Annotated in this window: 22 protein-coding genes; all 22 read left to right on the forward strand. The window is 31.1% G+C overall.

The features are described 5' to 3' along the window. The first annotated feature begins 45 nt into the window (after nt 1-45). Nucleotides 46-723 carry a BRO-N domain-containing protein gene (locus H8S20_RS01655; RefSeq protein ID WP_186859140.1) on the forward strand — a complete coding sequence of 226 codons (678 nt, stop codon included), beginning with the start codon at nt 46-48 and terminating at the stop codon, nt 721-723. 141 nt (nt 724-864) lie between these two features. Further along, nucleotides 865-1,818, forward strand: a complete 954-nt coding sequence (locus tag H8S20_RS01660) for a terminase small subunit (RefSeq protein ID WP_186859141.1) — start codon at nt 865-867, stop codon at nt 1,816-1,818. 70 nt (nt 1,819-1,888) lie between these two features. Then, entirely contained in the window at nt 1,889-3,157 is a 1,269-nt protein-coding gene (locus tag H8S20_RS01665) for a PBSX family phage terminase large subunit (protein ID WP_186859142.1), read from the forward strand. After that, nucleotides 3,157-4,710, forward strand: coding sequence for a phage portal protein (locus H8S20_RS01670; protein WP_186859143.1), 1,554 nt, complete (start codon nt 3,157-3,159; stop codon nt 4,708-4,710). Before H8S20_RS01665 ends, H8S20_RS01670 begins: the two co-directional genes overlap by 1 nt. A gap of 2 nt (nt 4,711-4,712) precedes the next feature. Further along, the gene (locus H8S20_RS01675) at nt 4,713-5,681 is read left to right on the forward strand and encodes a hypothetical protein (protein ID WP_186859144.1); all 969 of its coding nucleotides are present in this window, start codon (nt 4,713-4,715) and stop codon (nt 5,679-5,681) included. Between the two features lie 2 nt (nt 5,682-5,683). Then, nucleotides 5,684-5,983, forward strand: a complete 300-nt coding sequence (locus H8S20_RS01680; protein WP_186859145.1) for a hypothetical protein — start codon at nt 5,684-5,686, stop codon at nt 5,981-5,983. A gap of 3 nt (nt 5,984-5,986) precedes the next feature. Then, the gene (locus tag H8S20_RS20610; protein WP_279288153.1) at nt 5,987-6,121 is read left to right on the forward strand and encodes a hypothetical protein; all 135 of its coding nucleotides are present in this window, start codon (nt 5,987-5,989) and stop codon (nt 6,119-6,121) included. 102 nt (nt 6,122-6,223) lie between these two features. Then, the gene (locus tag H8S20_RS01685; protein ID WP_186859146.1) at nt 6,224-6,790 is read left to right on the forward strand and encodes a phage scaffolding protein; all 567 of its coding nucleotides are present in this window, start codon (nt 6,224-6,226) and stop codon (nt 6,788-6,790) included. A 17-nt stretch (nt 6,791-6,807) separates the two neighbouring features. Further along, on the forward strand, nt 6,808-7,164 hold the full coding sequence (locus H8S20_RS01690) for a hypothetical protein (RefSeq protein WP_186859147.1): 357 nt from the start codon (nt 6,808-6,810) through the stop codon (nt 7,162-7,164). A 12-nt stretch (nt 7,165-7,176) separates the two neighbouring features. Continuing rightward, a complete protein-coding gene (locus H8S20_RS01695) occupies nt 7,177-8,217 on the forward strand; it encodes a major capsid protein (protein ID WP_186859148.1) in 1,041 nt (346 codons plus the stop codon). Nucleotides 8,218-8,263: 46 nt separating this feature from the next. Next, nucleotides 8,264-8,557: a hypothetical protein gene (locus H8S20_RS01700; RefSeq protein WP_186859149.1), complete on the forward strand. Its 294-nt coding sequence runs from the start codon at nt 8,264-8,266 to the stop codon at nt 8,555-8,557. Further along, a complete protein-coding gene (locus H8S20_RS01705) occupies nt 8,554-9,006 on the forward strand; it encodes a hypothetical protein (protein ID WP_186859150.1) in 453 nt (150 codons plus the stop codon). The genes H8S20_RS01700 and H8S20_RS01705 overlap by 4 nt, the downstream gene beginning before the upstream one ends. Continuing rightward, nucleotides 9,003-9,347, forward strand: coding sequence for an HK97 gp10 family phage protein (locus tag H8S20_RS01710; protein ID WP_186859151.1), 345 nt, complete (start codon nt 9,003-9,005; stop codon nt 9,345-9,347). Before H8S20_RS01705 ends, H8S20_RS01710 begins: the two co-directional genes overlap by 4 nt. Then, nucleotides 9,344-9,679, forward strand: coding sequence for a hypothetical protein (locus tag H8S20_RS01715; protein ID WP_186859152.1), 336 nt, complete (start codon nt 9,344-9,346; stop codon nt 9,677-9,679). The genes H8S20_RS01710 and H8S20_RS01715 overlap by 4 nt, the downstream gene beginning before the upstream one ends. Before the next feature lie 14 nt (nt 9,680-9,693). Then, nucleotides 9,694-10,260, forward strand: coding sequence for a hypothetical protein (locus tag H8S20_RS01720; RefSeq protein ID WP_186859153.1), 567 nt, complete (start codon nt 9,694-9,696; stop codon nt 10,258-10,260). Nucleotides 10,261-10,273: 13 nt separating this feature from the next. After that, complete coding sequence (locus tag H8S20_RS01725) at nt 10,274-10,690, forward strand: esterase (RefSeq protein WP_186859154.1); 417 nt, start codon at nt 10,274-10,276, stop codon at nt 10,688-10,690. A gap of 82 nt (nt 10,691-10,772) precedes the next feature. Beyond that, entirely contained in the window at nt 10,773-10,931 is a 159-nt protein-coding gene (locus tag H8S20_RS01730) for a hypothetical protein (RefSeq protein ID WP_186859155.1), read from the forward strand. 62 nt (nt 10,932-10,993) lie between these two features. Further along, nucleotides 10,994-11,512 (forward strand): hypothetical protein, encoded by a 519-nt coding sequence (locus tag H8S20_RS01735; protein WP_186859156.1) that lies wholly within the window; start codon nt 10,994-10,996, stop codon nt 11,510-11,512. 64 nt (nt 11,513-11,576) lie between these two features. Further along, nucleotides 11,577-14,927 (forward strand): phage tail tape measure protein, encoded by a 3,351-nt coding sequence (locus H8S20_RS01740; protein WP_186859157.1) that lies wholly within the window; start codon nt 11,577-11,579, stop codon nt 14,925-14,927. 9 nt (nt 14,928-14,936) lie between these two features. Next, a complete protein-coding gene (locus H8S20_RS01745) occupies nt 14,937-15,629 on the forward strand; it encodes a hypothetical protein (RefSeq protein WP_186859158.1) in 693 nt (230 codons plus the stop codon). A 36-nt stretch (nt 15,630-15,665) separates the two neighbouring features. Further along, a complete protein-coding gene (locus H8S20_RS01750) occupies nt 15,666-18,275 on the forward strand; it encodes a phage tail spike protein (RefSeq protein ID WP_186859159.1) in 2,610 nt (869 codons plus the stop codon). Continuing rightward, nucleotides 18,276-18,889: BppU family phage baseplate upper protein (locus H8S20_RS01755; RefSeq protein WP_186859160.1), on the forward strand; the 614-nt coding region annotated here is incomplete at its 3' end. It abuts the gene before it with no gap.

Genomic DNA, 18,889 nt, shown 5'->3' on the forward strand with positions numbered 1-18,889 from the left:
ATAGGTGCTTTTTTATATACAAAAATATAAAAGGAGTTGTTGTAGATGTTGAAGGTTCTATTAGAAAAGAATGTAAGAATGGTATGGTCGAGTGAAGGAAATGAGGTTTGGTTTAGTGCAAATGATGTTGCTGATGAATTAGGGGTAAGCAATATAAGGCAACTATTACCTAATATAGATAAAGAATATAAAAAGAAAATAAAAGAATCAGATGTATATAAAGTATACAACCGAAACTTTGAATCACCTTTGAATAATAGGGGAGAGATATTTATTTCAGAGGAGGCAGTTTACAATATTTCATTTAGAAGCAATAAGCCAGAAGCTAAATTATTCACTAAGTGGGTAAGTAATGTATTGAAGCAAATAAGAATAAATGGTTATTATATAGCGACAGAAAAAGATGAGAAGTGGTTAGGGGTAAGAACAGATAGTAAAAGAACTAGAAGGGAATTCACAGATGAAGTCCAAGAGTTTGTTTACTATGCACAGAAGCATGGAAGTAATAAACCTAATATGTATTATATGCATTTTACGAAGTTAGTTAATGAAAAGCTAGGTGTACCTAAAGGAACTAAAAGAGAAGATTTAGACCAAGGTATTTTAATGGATATAATGGCATTGGAAAGAGTAATGTCAATGAAATTGCCTAAGCTTATTAATAAAGAAATGAATTATAAAGAGATCTATAAAGAAATAAAGAAATTAATTGAAATAATATAGAGGTGTAAAATGAAAAAGATAACTAAGAATGAAGCAAAGAGATTAAGAAAATTAGGTAAGGTAGTGAAAACTACTAATAATGGATATTACTTAATGAATGTGTAAAATAACTATATTATAGGGGTAGGTGGTGTATATGTAATGGCTAGAGTAAGAAGTCCAGCAAGGGACGAAGCATTTGAAATTTATAAAAAATATAATGGAAATATTTCAAATAGAGAAATTGCCAATACAGTTAATGAAGATGAGAAAAAGATAGCTGTATGGAAACAAAGAGATAAGTGGAATGATAAAATAAAAAGTGTTGTACAACAAAATAAAAAGTGTTGTACAACAAACGTAAATAACAAAAAATCAAATAAAAAAAGTAGCAAGAAAGAGCCTATTGCAGATGAAGTTAAGGAGATATTAGAAAATACTGAGTTGACTGATAAGCAAAGGCTTTTTTGTATTTATTATATAGAAGATTATAATGCTACTAGGGCATATAAAAAAGCTTATGATTGTAGTTATAGAGTTGCTAATATAAATGGTCCAAGATTGCTAGTAAATGCTAGTATAAAAAAAGAAATAGAAAGACTAACTAACGAGTGTTTAGAAGAACAAGAGATAAACTCAAAATTAATAAATAAAAGACTTTTTGAGATGTACATGAAAATAGCATTTGCCGATATTGGTGATTACTTAAGGTTTGGAGAAGAAGAACAAAAAGTTTGGAGTATGAATGATGATGGTAGTTTTAAACCAGTTATTGATCCTGAAACTGGCGAGCAAAAGATAAGAAAATATAATGTTCTTAATCTAAATGAAAGTGAAGAAGTCGATACAACTATTATTAGTGAAGTATCAGAAGGTAAAGATGGAATAAAGATTAAGCTTTATGATAAGATGAAAGCTTTAGAGTGGATAGATAAACATTATGGAAAGTTAGATAAATTAACATCAGAAAAATTAGAAATAGAAAAACAAAAGTTAGAAGTAGCTAAGATTAAATCAGGAGAGTATGAAGAAGAGGAAGAAGTTGAGGATGATGGATTCATAGCTGCATTAGGAAGTAAGGTTGCAGGGGTGTGGGCAAATGAAGAAGATAGTTAATAAGATAAAAAAGGATGTTTTTAAGTTTAGTCCATTTTCAAACAAATAACTTAAGGTTCTTACTTGGTGGATGCCAAACTCTCCAGTAAAAGATAAAGATGGAATTATTGCTGATGGAAGCATCAGAAGTGGTAAAACTGTTTCAATGTCATTATCCTATGTTATTTGGGCGATGGAAACATTCAAGTATCAGAACTTTGGTATGTGTGGTAAGACAATAGGTTCTTTTAGACGTAATGTTTTATTTTGGTTAAAGCTAATGCTAAAATCAAGAGGTTATAAAGTTGAGGACTTAAGAGCAGATAATCTAATAATTGTTACTAGAGGAAATTTATCTAATTATTTTTATATATTCGGTGGTAAAGATGAGAGGTCACAAGATCTTATTCAAGGTATAACATTAGCTGGATGTTTCTTTGACGAAGTTGCATTAATGCCTGAAAGTTTTGTTAATCAAGCTACAGGAAGATGTTCAGTTGATGGTTCTAAGTATTGGTTTAACTGTAACCCTGATGGACCTTATCATTGGTTTAAAGTTAACTGGATGGATAAGAAGGAAGAAAAAAATATATTATATTTACATTTTACTATGGATGATAATTTATCATTATCTGAAAGAGTAAAAGAAAGATATAGGAAAATGTATTCAGGTGTATTCTTCAAACGTTATATATTAGGACTTTGGGTTATGGCTGAAGGAATAATATATGATATGTTTGACGAAGCTATCCATAAAGTTATAACAATTAATAGAGATTATACTGAATACTATGTGAGTATTGACTATGGTACACAAAATGCCACTGTGTTTATTCTTTGGGGTAAATGTAAGGGGAAATGGTATGCTGTTAAGGAATATTACTATTCTGGGAGAGAAGAAGTAAAACAGAAAACTGATAATCAATATTACGAGGATTTAGAAAAGTTCTTAGAAGATATTATGCCTAAAGCAATAATAATTGACCCTTCTGCAGCATCATTTATAGCACTTATTAGAGAAAAGGGGAAATATAAGGTAAGGCATGCTAACAATGAAGTTGAGGATGGAATAAGAAAGGTTGGCAGGGCTCTTAATGAATTGTTAATTCTATTTAATGATTGTTGTATAAATACGATTAGGGAATTTTTTTCATATACATGGGATGAAAAAGCAGCTAATCGTGGTGAGGATAAACCAGTTAAAGAAAATGACCATGCTATGGATGCAGTTAGGTACTTTATAAATACCATTGTTATTAAAGGTAAGTCTACAGAGTATGATAAAGAGATTTATAGTAAAGGTAAAGGTGTTAAGAAAAATAGTTATAATGCATATAAGAAAGGAGGGGGAGTCTTCTAATGGATACAGTAAGAGAGATATTATTACAACTCAGTAGTGAAGAAAAGGAAGAGCGTAAAAAAGTAAAAGTAGATTATTATTACTATAAAGGTGCCTGTGAAGATAAAGAAAAAGCCAAATTGGATAAACCATTATTAGGACAGAACTGGGAGAGTAAAGATAATCTAGATTATGAACCAACTCAAGACATTAGAAATAAGGTGAAACCACTTTTAAAGAAGCAAGCAAGATGGATGTTTAGTAAAGAACCTGATATAACAATAGTTCCTTTTGACACTAATCAAAAAGAAGTAGCAGAAGGATTAAGAAGATTTATAGATAATATACTTAGAAAAAACCTGTTCTGGAAGAAAACTAGGCAGGCTTTTTTAATGTCTACAATTAAGAAAAGAGTAATGCTTAGAGCATCAGTTAAGGTTGGAAGCGGAGATATTCCAGGAGAAATAAATTTAAGGTATGAAGATATAGAGAACTTTTCATACAAAGAAATTGATGGAGTATTAACTGAAGCTAGGTTTTTTCAAGAAGATTTAAACAATTATCTATATGAGGATGATGAAGGTGAAAAGACTTATTATCTTCATAAATTTACATATGAAGTAATTAAAGAAAATTCACCAGCTAAAGCAACATATGTTATAGAAACATATAAAGGGAATAACCTTAATGATCCTATTGAATCTAATGCTCAAGAAATTGGGTTTGAAGAGAATAAAATACCTGCATGGTTAATCAAGAATGGTGGAGAGTTAGGAGAAGAGTTTGGAGAAACAGACTTACATGACTTAAAGCCAAGCCAAGATAGATATAATAGAACAACTAGCGATGTAGCTGATGCTATTAAATTTGGATTGTTTGGGATAGAAAGTGGAGTAGATTTACATCCTGACGATGTCAATAACTTCAATGTATCTCCTGGAGCCTTGCATATAGCTAGGACTAGTGAAGAAGCATTGGAAAAAGGCAAACAAGGTAATATTCAAAGACAGGAATTTTCACTATCTAATTTATCTAGTGTTGAATTGTATTTAGATAGAATAGAAAAAGATATGAATACTATTCTTGATATACCGAGTCTTGATGATATGAATAATATACCAAGTGCTAAGGCTATGAGATACCTATATAATGACCTTATTGCTCGTTGTGAAGAGAAATGGAACGATTGGGGTCCAGTTCTTGAAGAAGTAATAAGATACATCATAGCTATAGCAGATGAGGCTAAGTTGCCTGGATTTAATCCTAAGTGGAAAGAATTAGATTTTAGTTTAATATTTAAGCATAATTATCCTATTCCAGCAGATGAAGAGGAAAGAAAGTCTACAGCGATTAATGAAGTTTTAGCAGATGTAAGAACTAGAAAATCTTACATAATAGAGTTTTCTAGTGCTGAGGATGCGGAAAAAGAATTTAACGATATATTAACCGAAAAATCATTGTTAGATGGTGCATCTATGGGAGAGTTTAATCTGAATAGCAATAGAGATAAAGATTTGAATATAGATGATCCTAATGAAGATGACGATAAATCTAGAGATCAGGATGAAGAGTAACTATGAGTAATAGTAGTAATTTATATAATAATTTATTGAAAGATGCGATTGAGAACAGAAATAAGCTTAGTAATAAAACAATAGTTGAAATAAGAAAGCTTTATGACAATGTTGCAAATGATTTAGTAAAAAAGCTTTCTACAGCTAAAGGGGGATTTACTAAAGCCTGGTTAGCAGATTATGAAAGATACGTTAGATACAAAATGTTGGAGTTAGATAATGAGTTAATAGGACTTACAAGAGATTCAATTAAATCTAGTGCAGAAATTGCAGCTAGCGTTCAAGGGGATTTTATTAATTATATAAATAACAAATATAATCTAAATATTGATAATAAAATAATTCAATTTGCTTATAATACAAACTCAAAAGTAATAGGACAAATAATACAAGGAGACTTCTACAAGGACAACAGAAGTCTTTCTGATAGAATATGGACATACTCTAATGGAACCATGAAGGATATTCAATATGTACTTGCAAAAGGAATGGCAGAGCAGAAGTCTTATTTAGAGATGATAAAAGATTTAGAGAAATATGTATCACCTGGAGCTAAGAAAGATTGGGAATTCAACAAGGTTTATCCAAATTTAAAAAATAAAAGGGTAGACTATAATGCACAAAGGTTATTGAGAACTAGTATGAATCATATGTTTTATTGTCAAAATGTTGATAATGCTAAAAACAATCCTTATGCAGAGGCTATGCATTGGCAATTATCAGCAGAACATGGTGTTAGACAGGTTAATAGGTTTGGAGAAGATGAGTGTGATGATTATGCTAATAATGATTATTACAATTTGGGACAAGGTAACTTTCCCATAAATAAAGTACCAGTTCCTCATCCTAATTGTTTATGTACCCAAACAATAATTATATCTAAGAGTTTAGATGAGATAGGCAGAGAGCTTGGACAATGGATTAATGGCAAGGATATAAAATATTTAGATGAATGGTTAAAGGTGGCTTAAATATGAAAATTGTATGTGATGGCTGTAAAAAAGAATTTACAATAAAAAAGAAATCAATTAGATCTGAGAAGGTATTTGATATAGTAGAAAGAACATTTTTCTGTTGTCCAAAATGTAGGAAAAAATATGTTATAAGCTATTCTGACAAAGAAATTAAGGAGAATATCAAAAGATTAAAATTAATTAAAGGGAAGTACTTGAGAAAAGAGGTAACTTTTGAAGAGTACGAAAAAGAGTGTAGAGATATTCTAGAGAGAAATAATTCCTTGAATGCTAGATATAAATCTTTATATGGGAGATAGATAATGAAGTTTATAGAGAAATTAAAACAGATATTTAATACTAAAAATCATAAACATAAAATAGTTTATCAAAAAGGCTTTGGTTACAGGTGTAAATGGTGTGGAAAACCTAAATCACAATGTAAGCAAGGCCTTTAAAATTGTCTTTTATTACTATCTATAAGACGTTAAAGAATGGTTAGTAACTCTAAATTAACAAGAGCAACACTTGTAAAAAGCGTAGATTAGGAGGATAGACTTATGGAATTAAAAGAAATTTTAAAAGAAGCTGGAGTTGAAGATAAAGTTATTAAACAAATACTAACTACAATGAAAGCTGAAAAAGTTTATATCACATCTGAAGAAAATGCTGATATTAGACTGAAAAAAAGTAAAGAAAAGATAGAAAAACTAGAAAGTGAATTAGGTGATGCAGTTACTAAGATAGATAGTCTTAAAACTTTAGAAACTGAGAAAGAAAGCTTGTCTAAAGAAATAGAAAATCTTAAAAAGGCTGCTAGTGATAAAGAATTTAACACTGCCTTAGAAGTTGCTTTAAAAGAAGCTAAAGTAAAAAATGACAAGTTAGTAAAGGCATTACTAGATAATGAGAAGCTTACTCTTAAAGATGGAAAGTTAGAAGGTATCGAGGACCAACTAAAAGCCATTAAAGAGGAGAATGACTTCTTATTTGAAAAAATACCTAGAGGTATTCCAGACTTTGCTACAGGTGGGAAAGTTTCTGGGGCGGAATCAGGATCAAAAGTTAAATCTATAGGTGAAAAGCTTGCAGAAGCTAAAAGTCAAAGTGTAGAAATTAAATATTAAAAATAGGGGTTGATAAAATGAATTATTCAAAGACAACAGTGATTGGTGAACAAAAAAATATACTTGCCAATACACATTATACAGCTATAAATAAAAAGGTTGCTAAATCAATAGCATCTAGCAATGTAATAAAGGCAGGAACTGTTATTTGCAAAGATGGAACAGTATTGGCTAATGACGCAAATGCTGAAACTATAGGAGCTAAGAATGTTCTAGGAATAGTTTTATATGATGTTAATGTAGCAAATGAAGCAGGAACCAATGTGCTAATTCCTGTACTTACTCATGGTACTGTAATAGAGGAAAATGCTAAAAATGGTACTGAGTATTCAGCTGATGTAAAAAAATTATTATCACAAATTTTATTCGTTTAGGAGGAATGTAATATGCCAAATATTTTTGACTTTGTAAGTGCTAAAGAAATAGCGCTATATATTAAAAATTTACCACAGGAAAGTACATTAGATAAACAGTTATTCCCTGCTGATAAGCAATATGGAATGGAGATTGAATTAGCAAAGGGTGCTAAACAAAAACCAGTAGCATTAAGTTTTTCTAGCTTTGATGTTAATGTAAGGCCAAGAGCTTTAAAGGCTAGCGTTGACATAGAAAAGAGAGACATGCCTTTTATGAAGGAGTCAGTTCTTATTAATGAAAAGGAAAGACAGAAATTAATGTTAGCGTTACAAGCTAATAATCAAAATATTGTAGATCAAATACTTTCAAGTATTTATGAAAATTATAAGGTGTTAGTTGATGGAGCAGAAGTTCAAATGAGAAGAATGAGAGCTCAATTAATCCAGAACGGAACTATTAGTATATCTTCAGATGCTGGTGATGTAGTTGTAGATTACAATGTACCAAGTAATCATAAAGAAACTATTGGGACTACATCTAAGAAGTGGAATGCAATAACTGCTGATATAGTAGGTGATATTAGTAAATGGCAAAAGGTCTTTACTGCTGAAGGTTATGCGAAGCCTACAGTATTAGTGTTAACTGATACTTGTTTTGGATATGTATGCCAAAATACGGCTATATTAAATGATATCAAAGGAACTAATACTGCTTACATTGTAACTGAAAATGACATTAAAAATTACTTACAACAAAAATTTGGAATTACAATTGCTGTAGTAAATGGAACATTTGTAAATGAAGCAAATGCAACTGTTTCTTATTATGAAGATAATAAGGTAACTTTAATTCCAAAAGGAGCTTTAGGTAAGACTGTTTATGGAACTACTCCAGAAGAGGCTGATGCAGTATTTGGTTCAGGGAAATTAGATACTCAAATAGTCAATACTGGTGTAGCTATTACAACTATGGCAAAAGAAGATCCAGTTAATGTTGAGACTAAAGTATCTCAATTAGGTATGCCTTCATTTGAAAGAGCAGATGAATGTTTCTTCGCGACAGTATATTAATTTCTAGAGGGTATTATATGCCCTCTTATTTTTATAGGAGGGTCTGATGTTAGAAAAGTTAAAAATTTTATTATTAGAGGAGAAATATCCTTTTTTTACTGATGCACAGTTAAATATTTTTTTGGAAGAAAATGATAATGATGTTTATAAAACAGCAAGTGAGCTTTGTTACTTAAAAGCAGATGGAGATAAATCAATTACAGTGGGACCTATAAAAATTGATGGTGCTGGGGCTGATTTTTGGATTAATTTATCTAACAAGTATGCAGCCGAAGTTTCAACAATATCAAACTTAAATGGAAGATATAAAACTTCTATGAGTAGGAGTGATGGAAGATGAGTTTGGATAAGTCATACTTACGTAATAAGGTTAAACAAGCTATTAATTTGATGCCGAGTGATGGACTACTTATACGAGAAATAGTTAATCATTATGGAGAAAAAGAAGGGTATGGCAAAGTAGCTGATTTGAAAGGTGTTCTATATAACAGCAACAACAATAGATATCCCTCAATAGTTCTAAAAGATACAGGAGAGATTTACAACAAAGTTATAAAATGTTTTTTAGTAGATTATAATAATTTTTCTATGTTAGTAAAAAAAGGTGACTTTATATTTATAAATAATAAGTGCTATAAAATAACTGATCCAGGAGAAGAGTTTGAAGTTTACTATGAGTTTAAATTGGAAGAGTACCATCTAATTTGGAATAATGGCACAGTTAGAGAAAATGATGAAATTTGCGTAATTAATGAGATATCTCTTGAATGCTGGGAGAATGGAATATGAGTGGAATAAAATTTGATGCCACTAAATTGCTTAAAGGATTATCCGAAATGGAGCTTAAAGCAGAAAAGGCTACTCAAGTTTATGCAGAAGCTGCTGCAAGCAAAATGATTAATGATGCAAAGAAGAATGCCAACTGGATAGATAGAACAGGAAATTCAAGACAAACAATGGATTATGAAGTTACTAGGAAGGGACAAATTACTGAAATTAAACTCAGAGGTAATACACCTCACTTTAAGTATTTAGAGCTAGCACATGAAAAGAAGCACGCGATATTATGGCCAACAGTTCAAAGATGGAGCGGACAAGTCTTAAAAGGATGGGCAAAGGTGATTAAGTGATAGTAAAAGTTTATGATTATTTAAAAGAGAATAATGTGGAATGTTATTTTGTAGGACAACATAAGGGAGAATGCAAAAGCAAGTATGTTGTATTGAAAGATAGTGGAACTAAAAGTTTAGATGGAAGAGTTGGCAAGGGATATATAGATATAATATTCTATGTGCCCCAAAACCAATATACTAAATGTGAATCTTTCAAAAAGTCTATTAAAGAAATGATTAAAGATTTTAAAAAAATAAGATATACAGGAATGGAAACAGGTATTGTAACAGACGATGAGAAGAAAGCATTGACCTTTTCCATGATGTATGAAAATTATAAACGATTATAAAGGGGGAAATACAGATGGCAGTAGAAAAATTAACAGAAAAGCCTATTGTTAATATTGTAAGAGTAGAAATAGTAACAGAGGAGGATTCTCCTAAAACATATAGATTTGATACAGCCTCAGAAGCTACTTATGCTCCAGTAGTAAGTGAGGGAGAGGAAAAAGTACTTAGAATTAAAAATACTATTTTAGCTACAAATAAAACAGAGGATATTCAGTATGGTTCAGATTTAAACTTTACACAGGTAGTTATGGTTCCAGAGGTTCTTGCTATAGTAGATGGAGGAACATTGAATACAACAGGAGAATTGGAATCAAAGAAAATTACAGGCTATACACCACCTGTAGTTGGTGCTCCAGTAAATAGAGTTAAATTTACAACAAAGATTTATACTGAAGAAAAAGATGGAGATGGTGAAACATTAGGGTATCAATGTTTTGCATTTAAAGGTTGTAAAGGGAAGCCAGTGTCATTTACCTTTAAGGATGGTGAATTTATGGCACCTGCATATACAGTATCAAGCAGGGTAAAAAAAGGCACAGTACCATATAACTTAGATTTTTTAGAAGAATTACCAGCTTAGGAGGCATTTGTAGATGGCAGTAACAAGTTTAGAAGATTTAAAGAAGTTATCAGAAGGGCAAGAAGTAGAACTTATTGGATGGGATGAAAAACCGTTTATATGTAAATTGAAAAGACCATCATTATTAGGGATGGTTGCAACTGGAGAAATTGACAATCCACTTTTAAATGCAGCATATATATTATTTCATGGACCAACATCACCAAAAGATGTTGTCAGTATGAAAGAGAAGAATGAAATACTAAATAGAGTTGCAAAACTTGCAATGGTTGAACCAACGTACGATCAAGTTAAAGAAGTTGGATTAGAATTAACAGATATGCAACTTATGGATATATTTAATTTCACTCAAAATGGGGTACAAGCATTGATCTCATTTCGTACAAAGCAGCAAGATATTGAGAATAATAAGAATAAGCGAAAAATATAGGCAGAGACCAAGTGAAGTGGTTGGTATAAATAACACTCACTTGGCTTTTTGCTTTGATGAAGCATGTGAGTATATCTTATCTATGAAGACTTTTAAGGAAGTAAAAAAAGACGGTAATTTATATAAGCAAGAATGTTGGGTTAAAGAACCTAATTGGAATGATAAACAGAAGGAGATAAGAGTAAATAGCAATATTACTCTTATTAATGAAATGAAAGAAAATCTAAAAAAGTATCAATAAATTATTATGAAAAATTATCCATTTGTATTATACTTAAAGTATAAAACTAGGGGAGAGATGATATGGATAAGAGAAAAAAATATATAATAATAGGAATTATAGTATTAGGAGGAGCTTTTGCGACTAATTTGCTTTATGCATGTACTTATGTAGGGAATAGAACTGTGTTGTATCCGAAGGATGAATATTCATTCACTGAATTAATAGCAAATAAAATATTAGGATATAATAAACCTTTATCAATAAATGAGCTAAAAGAGAGAGACTTGATTTCTGAAGATAAGTATATTCTAAGCAAAACCAAAACTACAATAACGTGGTCAAAATCCGAATTAGAAACTTCATCGTTATCAGAAATAAAAGAGGACTTTTCAGAGGTAAATAAAAAACATCAAGATGAGAGCAATAAAATAACATTAGATTTATATATAAATTTCAGAAATGATTATTTAAATGCTGAAAATGGTACATTGAAGGAAACATTAAAAGAATTACTAAAAAAGCAAATTGAAACAGATGGCTTTCTGGTAGATTGGGAACTAGAACAACCGGATTGTATATTAGAAGAATTAAATAATTAGTAAATTAAAGAATCACTTAGGTGGTTCTTTTTTTATGTTCATTTTTAAAAAAGGAGGTGAATGTGTGGTAGATGCAGGGCAAGCAGTTGCATATTTAACTCTTGATAGAAGTTCATATTCTGCTGGTATTAAAGGTGCTTATCAAGAATTAACTACGTTTTTAAATAGTAGTGAAAATGCAGGTATAAGACTACAAGCTCTAGGTGGAGCTATGAGTTCAGTAGGAAATATGTTAAGTAAATCAGTAACTATTCCTTTAGTTGGTGCTGGGACGGCTGCATTAACAGTTTCAGCTAATTTTGAAGAAGGAATGAGTAAAGTTCAAGCTATTTCTGGAGCGACAGCGAGTGAGATGGATCAATTAAGTTTAAAAGCAAAAGAATTAGGAGCTAACACTAAGTTTAGCGCTAGTGAGGCAAGTGAAGCATTCAGTTATATGGCTATGGCCGGATGGAAAACAGCTGATATGTTGGATGGTATTAGTGGAATTATGGATTTAGCAGCTGCATCAGGCGAAAGTCTTGGTATAGTAAGTGATATAGTAACAGATGCATTAACTGCTTTTGGATTACAAGCTTCTGATAGTGCTCATTTTGCTGATGTATTAGCAGCTGCAAGTAATAACGCAAATACAAATGTAACCATGTTGGGTGAAAGTTTTAAGTATATAGCTCCAGTAGCTGGGTCTTTAGGATATAGCATTGAAGATACTGCAGTAGCATTAGGATTGATGGCCAATTCAGGTATAAAAGCAGGGCAAGCAGGAACTGCTTTAAGGGCGGCATTATCATCAATGTTAAAACCAAGTGATCCAGTATTAACAGCTATGGACCAGCTAAACATTTCTCTAACTAACGCAGATGGAAGTTCTAAATCCTTATCAGATGTAATGCTAATGCTTAGAGATAGATTTAGTGCATTAAGTGAAGCACAAAAAGCGGAGTATGCAGCAACTATATTTGGTACTGAAGCAATGTCTGGTATGTTAGCAATAATTAATACAAGTGAAAGTGATTTTAATAAATTAACAACAGCAATAAATAGCGCTGATGGTACATCTAAAAAAATGGCAGATACAATGCAAAATAATCTTAAGGGGAAATTAACACAGTTAAAATCCGCTTTAGAAGGAGCCGGTATTGCCATAGGAGAAAAGTTATTACCGTCTTTAACTGATGGTGTTAATAAGGTAACAGAAATGGTCAGTGCATTTAATAGCTTAGACGAAGGCACACAAAAAAACATCCTGAAAATGGGAATGTTTGCTGCAGCGACAGGACCGGTTTTAAGTATAACAGGCAAGTTAACTTCAGGATTTAGCTCATTGGTTAAAGGTGCTAGTGCATTGAATACAGCTTTAGGTGCAGCTGGAACTATGGGAGCAATTACCAGTTTAAGCAGTGTTGCACTGCCAGCTATAGGTGTTATAACAGCATTAGGTACTGGTTTTTACGTATGGCATGAATCAGTAGATGTAGCAAATCAGACAATATCTAAAAGTAGAGATGAGATGTCTTGGATGGAAAGAGTTATTGCTGATTTAACAGGAAAGGTTACTTATTCAAAAAAAGAACTAGTTGATATGGGACTTGTGTATGCAGATTTTAATTCCAATATATCTAAAGACTTTCAAGATTCAGTAAAGGCTATGACTACAGATATACATGAATTTGGAATTAGTTTAGGCCAAATCAACCTAGATGATGTAATAAGCGAGGATGAACATAACTCATTTGTGTCAAAGGTAGATAGTGCTTTAGAGTCAGCATTAGATGCAATAAATAGTAAAAGTTCAGATATGCAAAATGGATTGAAGAATGCTTTTGCAGTTGATAATATCATTGATGAAAATGAAACTTCACTACTAGAATGGTGGGCGAGCAGAGGAACAAAGGAAAAGGAAGAGGCTCAAAAGTTAAGAGACGAAATAAGCCAGATTGAAGCAACGGCATTTGCAGAAGGTAGAGCATTAACTAGTGATGAGATAGCAGCTATAGAAGAAAGATATGCTCAAATAAAGCAAATTGAACTTACTGCACAAGCTAATAATAGTTATGAATTAGAATATGCTCACCAAGAGTTTCAAAATAGAATGACTACACTTGATGCTGAGGAGGCTGAAAAGTTATTACAACAAAGAGCTAAGCAAAGAGATGATGAACAAATTCAGATAAGGACAAACTATGATACTCTTATTGCTTTAGCAAAAGAAAATTATGATTTATTAAGTGAAGAGGATAAGAAAAGGGCAGATGATACTATTTCAAGACTTCAGGAGGCTAAACAAAAAGAGTTAGACTTAAGTAATTCGTATTATGAACAAGATTATCAGTATGCAATAAGCCATAATGAAAACTTAGCTAGTGCTATTAATAAATACACTGGTGAACAATTAAAGCAAAAAGATATTAAGTATTATGAAGCTTTAGTTAGACATAAAGAACACTATAATGGCATTGAAGAAATAACTAAAAGCGGATTATATAGAGTGCAAAATGAAGAAACAGGGGCTTGGGAAACTATATATGCTCAAGTTGATAAAACTACAGGTGAGTTAACAGGTGTTTATAATTGGAATACACAAGAGTTAGCAGCTATGAGCAAAGAAGATGCAAAGACACTTGATTCAGAGGCTAGACAATTTAGTGCGTTGCTTGATAGTGTAAGAGAGTCTTTATATGCTTCTAGTGCTGTATATGCAGATACAGAGGGGAATATCAGAGATAATACTGGTAAAATAGTTGGCCATATTAAAGAAGTAGAAGATGAGAATGGGAAATTAGTTAGGTCTATAGAAACAGTTAATGGAACACCTATTGATTTGGGGGATAATACAGATACTGTAATTCAAGGACTTAAAGAAACAGGACAATATTTAAAAGATTTAGATGGTAGACAAGCAAATGTATCAGTTAGCGATAATGGTACTATTGATTATTTACAGAACAGAATAAATAGTATCAGCGGGAGAACAATCTCAGTAGTAGTAAAAGGTGGAATGACTCAAATGTCTTATGCAACTGGTACTGATAATGCTATTCCAGGACTTGCTACAGTTGCTGAATATGGACCAGAATTAATACAAAGTAGAAATGGAACTTTCACATTAGCAACCAACAGAAGTATCTATCCTATGGATGGAGGAGAAACTGTTTATAATGCAAGACAAACTCAAGAGATTATAAGTTCTATGAATAAAAGTCAACTTTCAAATAGTGAGGTTGTGACAGGAACATTAGTGAAGCAGGCAGCTGAATTAATAGTAAATGCAATAAAGAAATTGGATGTAAATATTGATAAAGCTGTAAAAGAAACAGGAAACAATTCATTTGGAGATGTTATTGTAGAGGGAATAGCAGATGTAAGAGATTTAATAGAGGAAATTTCAGACTATAAAGAACTAAGAACAGTATAGGAGGTAATTATGAAAGAGGATTATATTATTTTAAACAATGAGAGTTCACTTGATAACAATATAGTAGTAGTTGAGTTACCTTCTATATCGATTCCTAAAGAAAGAATAGAAGAAGTATCAGTACTTGGATTGGATGGTAATTTAACTATTAGTGATGGTACTTACGAGCCTACTACAAAGAAATGTAAAGTATATTATGAAGGAAAAACGTATGATTCTTTAGTGGAATTTTTAAAAAATAATGGAACTGTAGTATTCTCTAATTTTCCTGATAGGTTTTATTATTATAAAATAATAAGTGAAATTCCATTGAAAGAGATAATAGCAAATGAATGGTATGAATTTGAAATTAACTTCAAATGTCAGCCTTTTGGTTATGCAATAGATAATGAGCCTGTGATAATTACTCAAAAAGATACTCTGGTTTATAATTTTGGAACATACTATTCTAAGCCTAAAATAACTGTTTATGGCAATGGTGATATTAATCTATTTGTTGGAGATGAGCAGATAATTTTAAGAGGTATTGAGGAATATATAACAATAGATACAGCTAAATTAAGAACATATAAAGATACAATAAGACAAAATGATAAAAAGGTAGGTAATTATCCAATATTAAAAAAAGGTGAAAATAATATTACTTGGGATGGAAATATAAATAAAATAGAAATTGTTCCTAATTGGAGATACTTGATGTAGTATCTCTTTTTTGCTAGAAAGGAGGTATTGCATTATATGATAAAGATATTCAAAAAAGATGAAACCAACTTTTCACACGATGGACTTGAAGTACTAGATGATATAGTTATATCTTCATATACAGAGTGGAGTGAAGAGAGTAAATGGATAATTCAAGCTAAATTTAAAAAAGATTTTGATAAATCAGAATCTATTAAGGAAGGATTGATAATACAAGTTCCTACCGAAAAAGGAGATCAGCTTTTTAGAATATTAAAAATAAATAAAAAAAATAGAAAATATATTTCAATTTCAGGGCATGCAATAGGATATGATTTTAACGATAACTTTATTCAAGATATAAATATTGTTGAAAAGTCTGGTAGGGTTGCAATGCAACAAATTTCTAATGGCACTGTATATCCTCATAGATATAATCTTACTTCTAATATTGATAGAGTTGCTAGTGCTAGAGTTGTCAGAAAGAACGGTATGGAAGCTCTAATTAATACAGATAAAGACAATACATTTGTTGAAAGATGGGGAGGATGTTTAGTATTAGATAACTTCAATATATCAATGAATGAGGCTGTAGGACAAGATAGAGGAGTAGAAATATCTATAGGTAAAAATATTACTGGATATGATGGGGACATTGATGAAGAAACAGTTTGCACTGGAATTAATGCTATTACTTATGATGGATTAACATTACCAGAGGGAGTTTATTATTCACCTTTAGTAAATAATTATCCGCATCCAAAGATTAGAGAATTCAAATTTGATGATATTAAATATAAGTATAGTGAAAATAACTATGACAAAGAAGGATATGAAACATTAGATGAAGTATATGCTGCTATTAGGAAAGCTTGTGATGATTTATTTAATACACAGAATATTGATAAGCCTACATGTTCATTAAGAGTAAATATTGCAGCATTAGAGAATACAGACCAATATAAAGGTGATGAACTTAATGAACGTATCTTTCAAGGTGATATATTAACAGCAAACTTAGAGGACTATGGTTTTAATGTTAAATTAAAGATGGTCGCTAATAGATATGACAATATTAGAAATAGATATATTGATATAGATCTTGGAGATGCAAAAAATAATCTATTTAAAGATATTGGCAAAATTGAGGTAGTAATTGATAAAGTAGTTGAACAGCTTGGTGGGAACACATGGCAAGACATACTAGATAAATCAATGCAGGAAGCAGCTGATTTAATAGCTGCAGGTATTAAAGATTCCTATGTAGTAGCTAGAAAAAATGAAATATTAATTATGGACTCACCTCAAGTTGAAAGCGCCATTAATGTTATTAGAATGAATAAAAATGGTATTGCGTTTTCTCAAAATGGTTACAATGGGCCATATACATTAGCAATAACTATTGATGGAAAGATTAATGCTTCATGTATAACAACTGGTCAATTAAATGCAGCATTAATAAAAACAGGTATGCTTATGAGTGCTAATGGCACTACTTGGATTGACATGGAGAATGGTACTTTTAACTTTGCCAATAAAATTAATTTTGATGGCGCTAATTTCGATATAGATTTGAGTGGAAAAGATTTAGCGACTAATACAAGTGTAGATACTAAATTTGAAATTAACAATAAAGGTATAAATGAAACTATTAAAAATACTAAAGAAGGGCTTGAAACTGAAATAAAGAAAAATGCTGAAGCTATTACTCAAAAGGTTTCTAATAGTGATTTTAATAGTTATAAAAATCAAACTGCAAATGAAATATCTCAAAAGGTTTCTAATGGAGATTTTGGCACATTATTTAAACAAACTGCTTATGGCTTTGATTTTATAGGAAAGATAACAACAAAAAGTGATAATTACAAGTTAGAACTAAATGCAAGCAAATTAATTGGTTTCAAAGGTAATGATATAGCTAAACCGATGTATAGTGCAGGGGTTTGGTGGCCGAATGGTCAACCTGCTGGATATGTTTCTGTGAGTAAAGGCAATGCAGAAACAGTAGGAACTGACGGTGCATTATGGATGACTGCATATCCTAATGATAACGACAAAGCTGCAGGAATACAATATATGAAAAAACATAATGATGGAACTTATGTTGGAAGCATAATAGAATTTTCTGAGGCAGGGAGTATATCACTTGTAAGTCAAAAAACTACTGGCGCTGCTAGATATGGGTTGTGGTCACATCCTGATGGATATGTATATCCGTATCAAGGAGATGAACAACTTGGTTCTAATATTAAACCTTGGAATAAGATGTATTGTAATAGTCTATATTATAAAAACTATTCTACACCTTTCTCTAATAGTACTTTAGCTGAAAGTTACGAAGTTACAACATTAAATGAAGAGGTTTCTAGGACTTTGGTAACGAGTGAAGTTGAAAAATACAAAGATGACAATAGTTTTTATACTTTTTACAAAGATAAATTTGAATCGTTAGTTTATACTGATGGGGGTAACAAAGACAGGTTGGTTGTTAATCCTAACTCTATGTTAAATGATCCGATAGCAAGTATATTGGTTAGCAAAGACGGTGATGAATTGTTGCTAGATAATAATAGTTATATAACAAGTTTAACTATGGCATTAAAGAGAAGTATAGAGAAAATAGAGAAACTTGAAGATAGAATAAAAGTACTAGAAGGTGGTGTTTAAATGAAAAATGAAAGTATTAGAAAAGTAATAAATGTAGATAAGCCTAACTATGCTCCTTTATTTGAGTTTAAAGAATTGGATAATGCAGTAATTAGGCTATCGTTATTTAAAGATTCTGTAGAATTTGATATTACTGGGCAAACTCTAAAACTTGGGGCTAAGACTAATGATGGATTAAAAGAGCAAACAGAAGGATTTACAATAAATAAAAATAATTTAGATATAGACCTTAAAAATTCTATCCTTGTACCAGGAGAAGTGGAGATAGATTTAGAGTTGAAAGATGCAAATGGAGCTATGACTACTGCATCTTTTTTTATTACTGTAAAATCAAAAGTTTTAAATGATAAAGCTGTCGAAGGTACAAATGAATATGATACATTTACAAAGACTGTAGCTAAGGTAGAGGAAGATTATAAAGGCCTTAGAAGAATAATAATTGATGAAAATCAAGCTGCTAATTTACAGGATCAAGTTAATCAAACTAATGCGCACTTGGAAGCTAATATTCAGCAAATTAAGAAAAAAGAAAATAGCATTTTTAACATTAATCAATTTTTAAATAGAAAAAATAGTTACTACAATTATTCTATAGGAGTTATGGGTGATAGTAT

Source organism: Clostridium hominis (genome assembly GCF_014287825.1).
In the GTDB taxonomy this organism is placed as follows: domain Bacteria; phylum Bacillota; class Clostridia; order Clostridiales; family Clostridiaceae; genus Clostridium; species Clostridium hominis.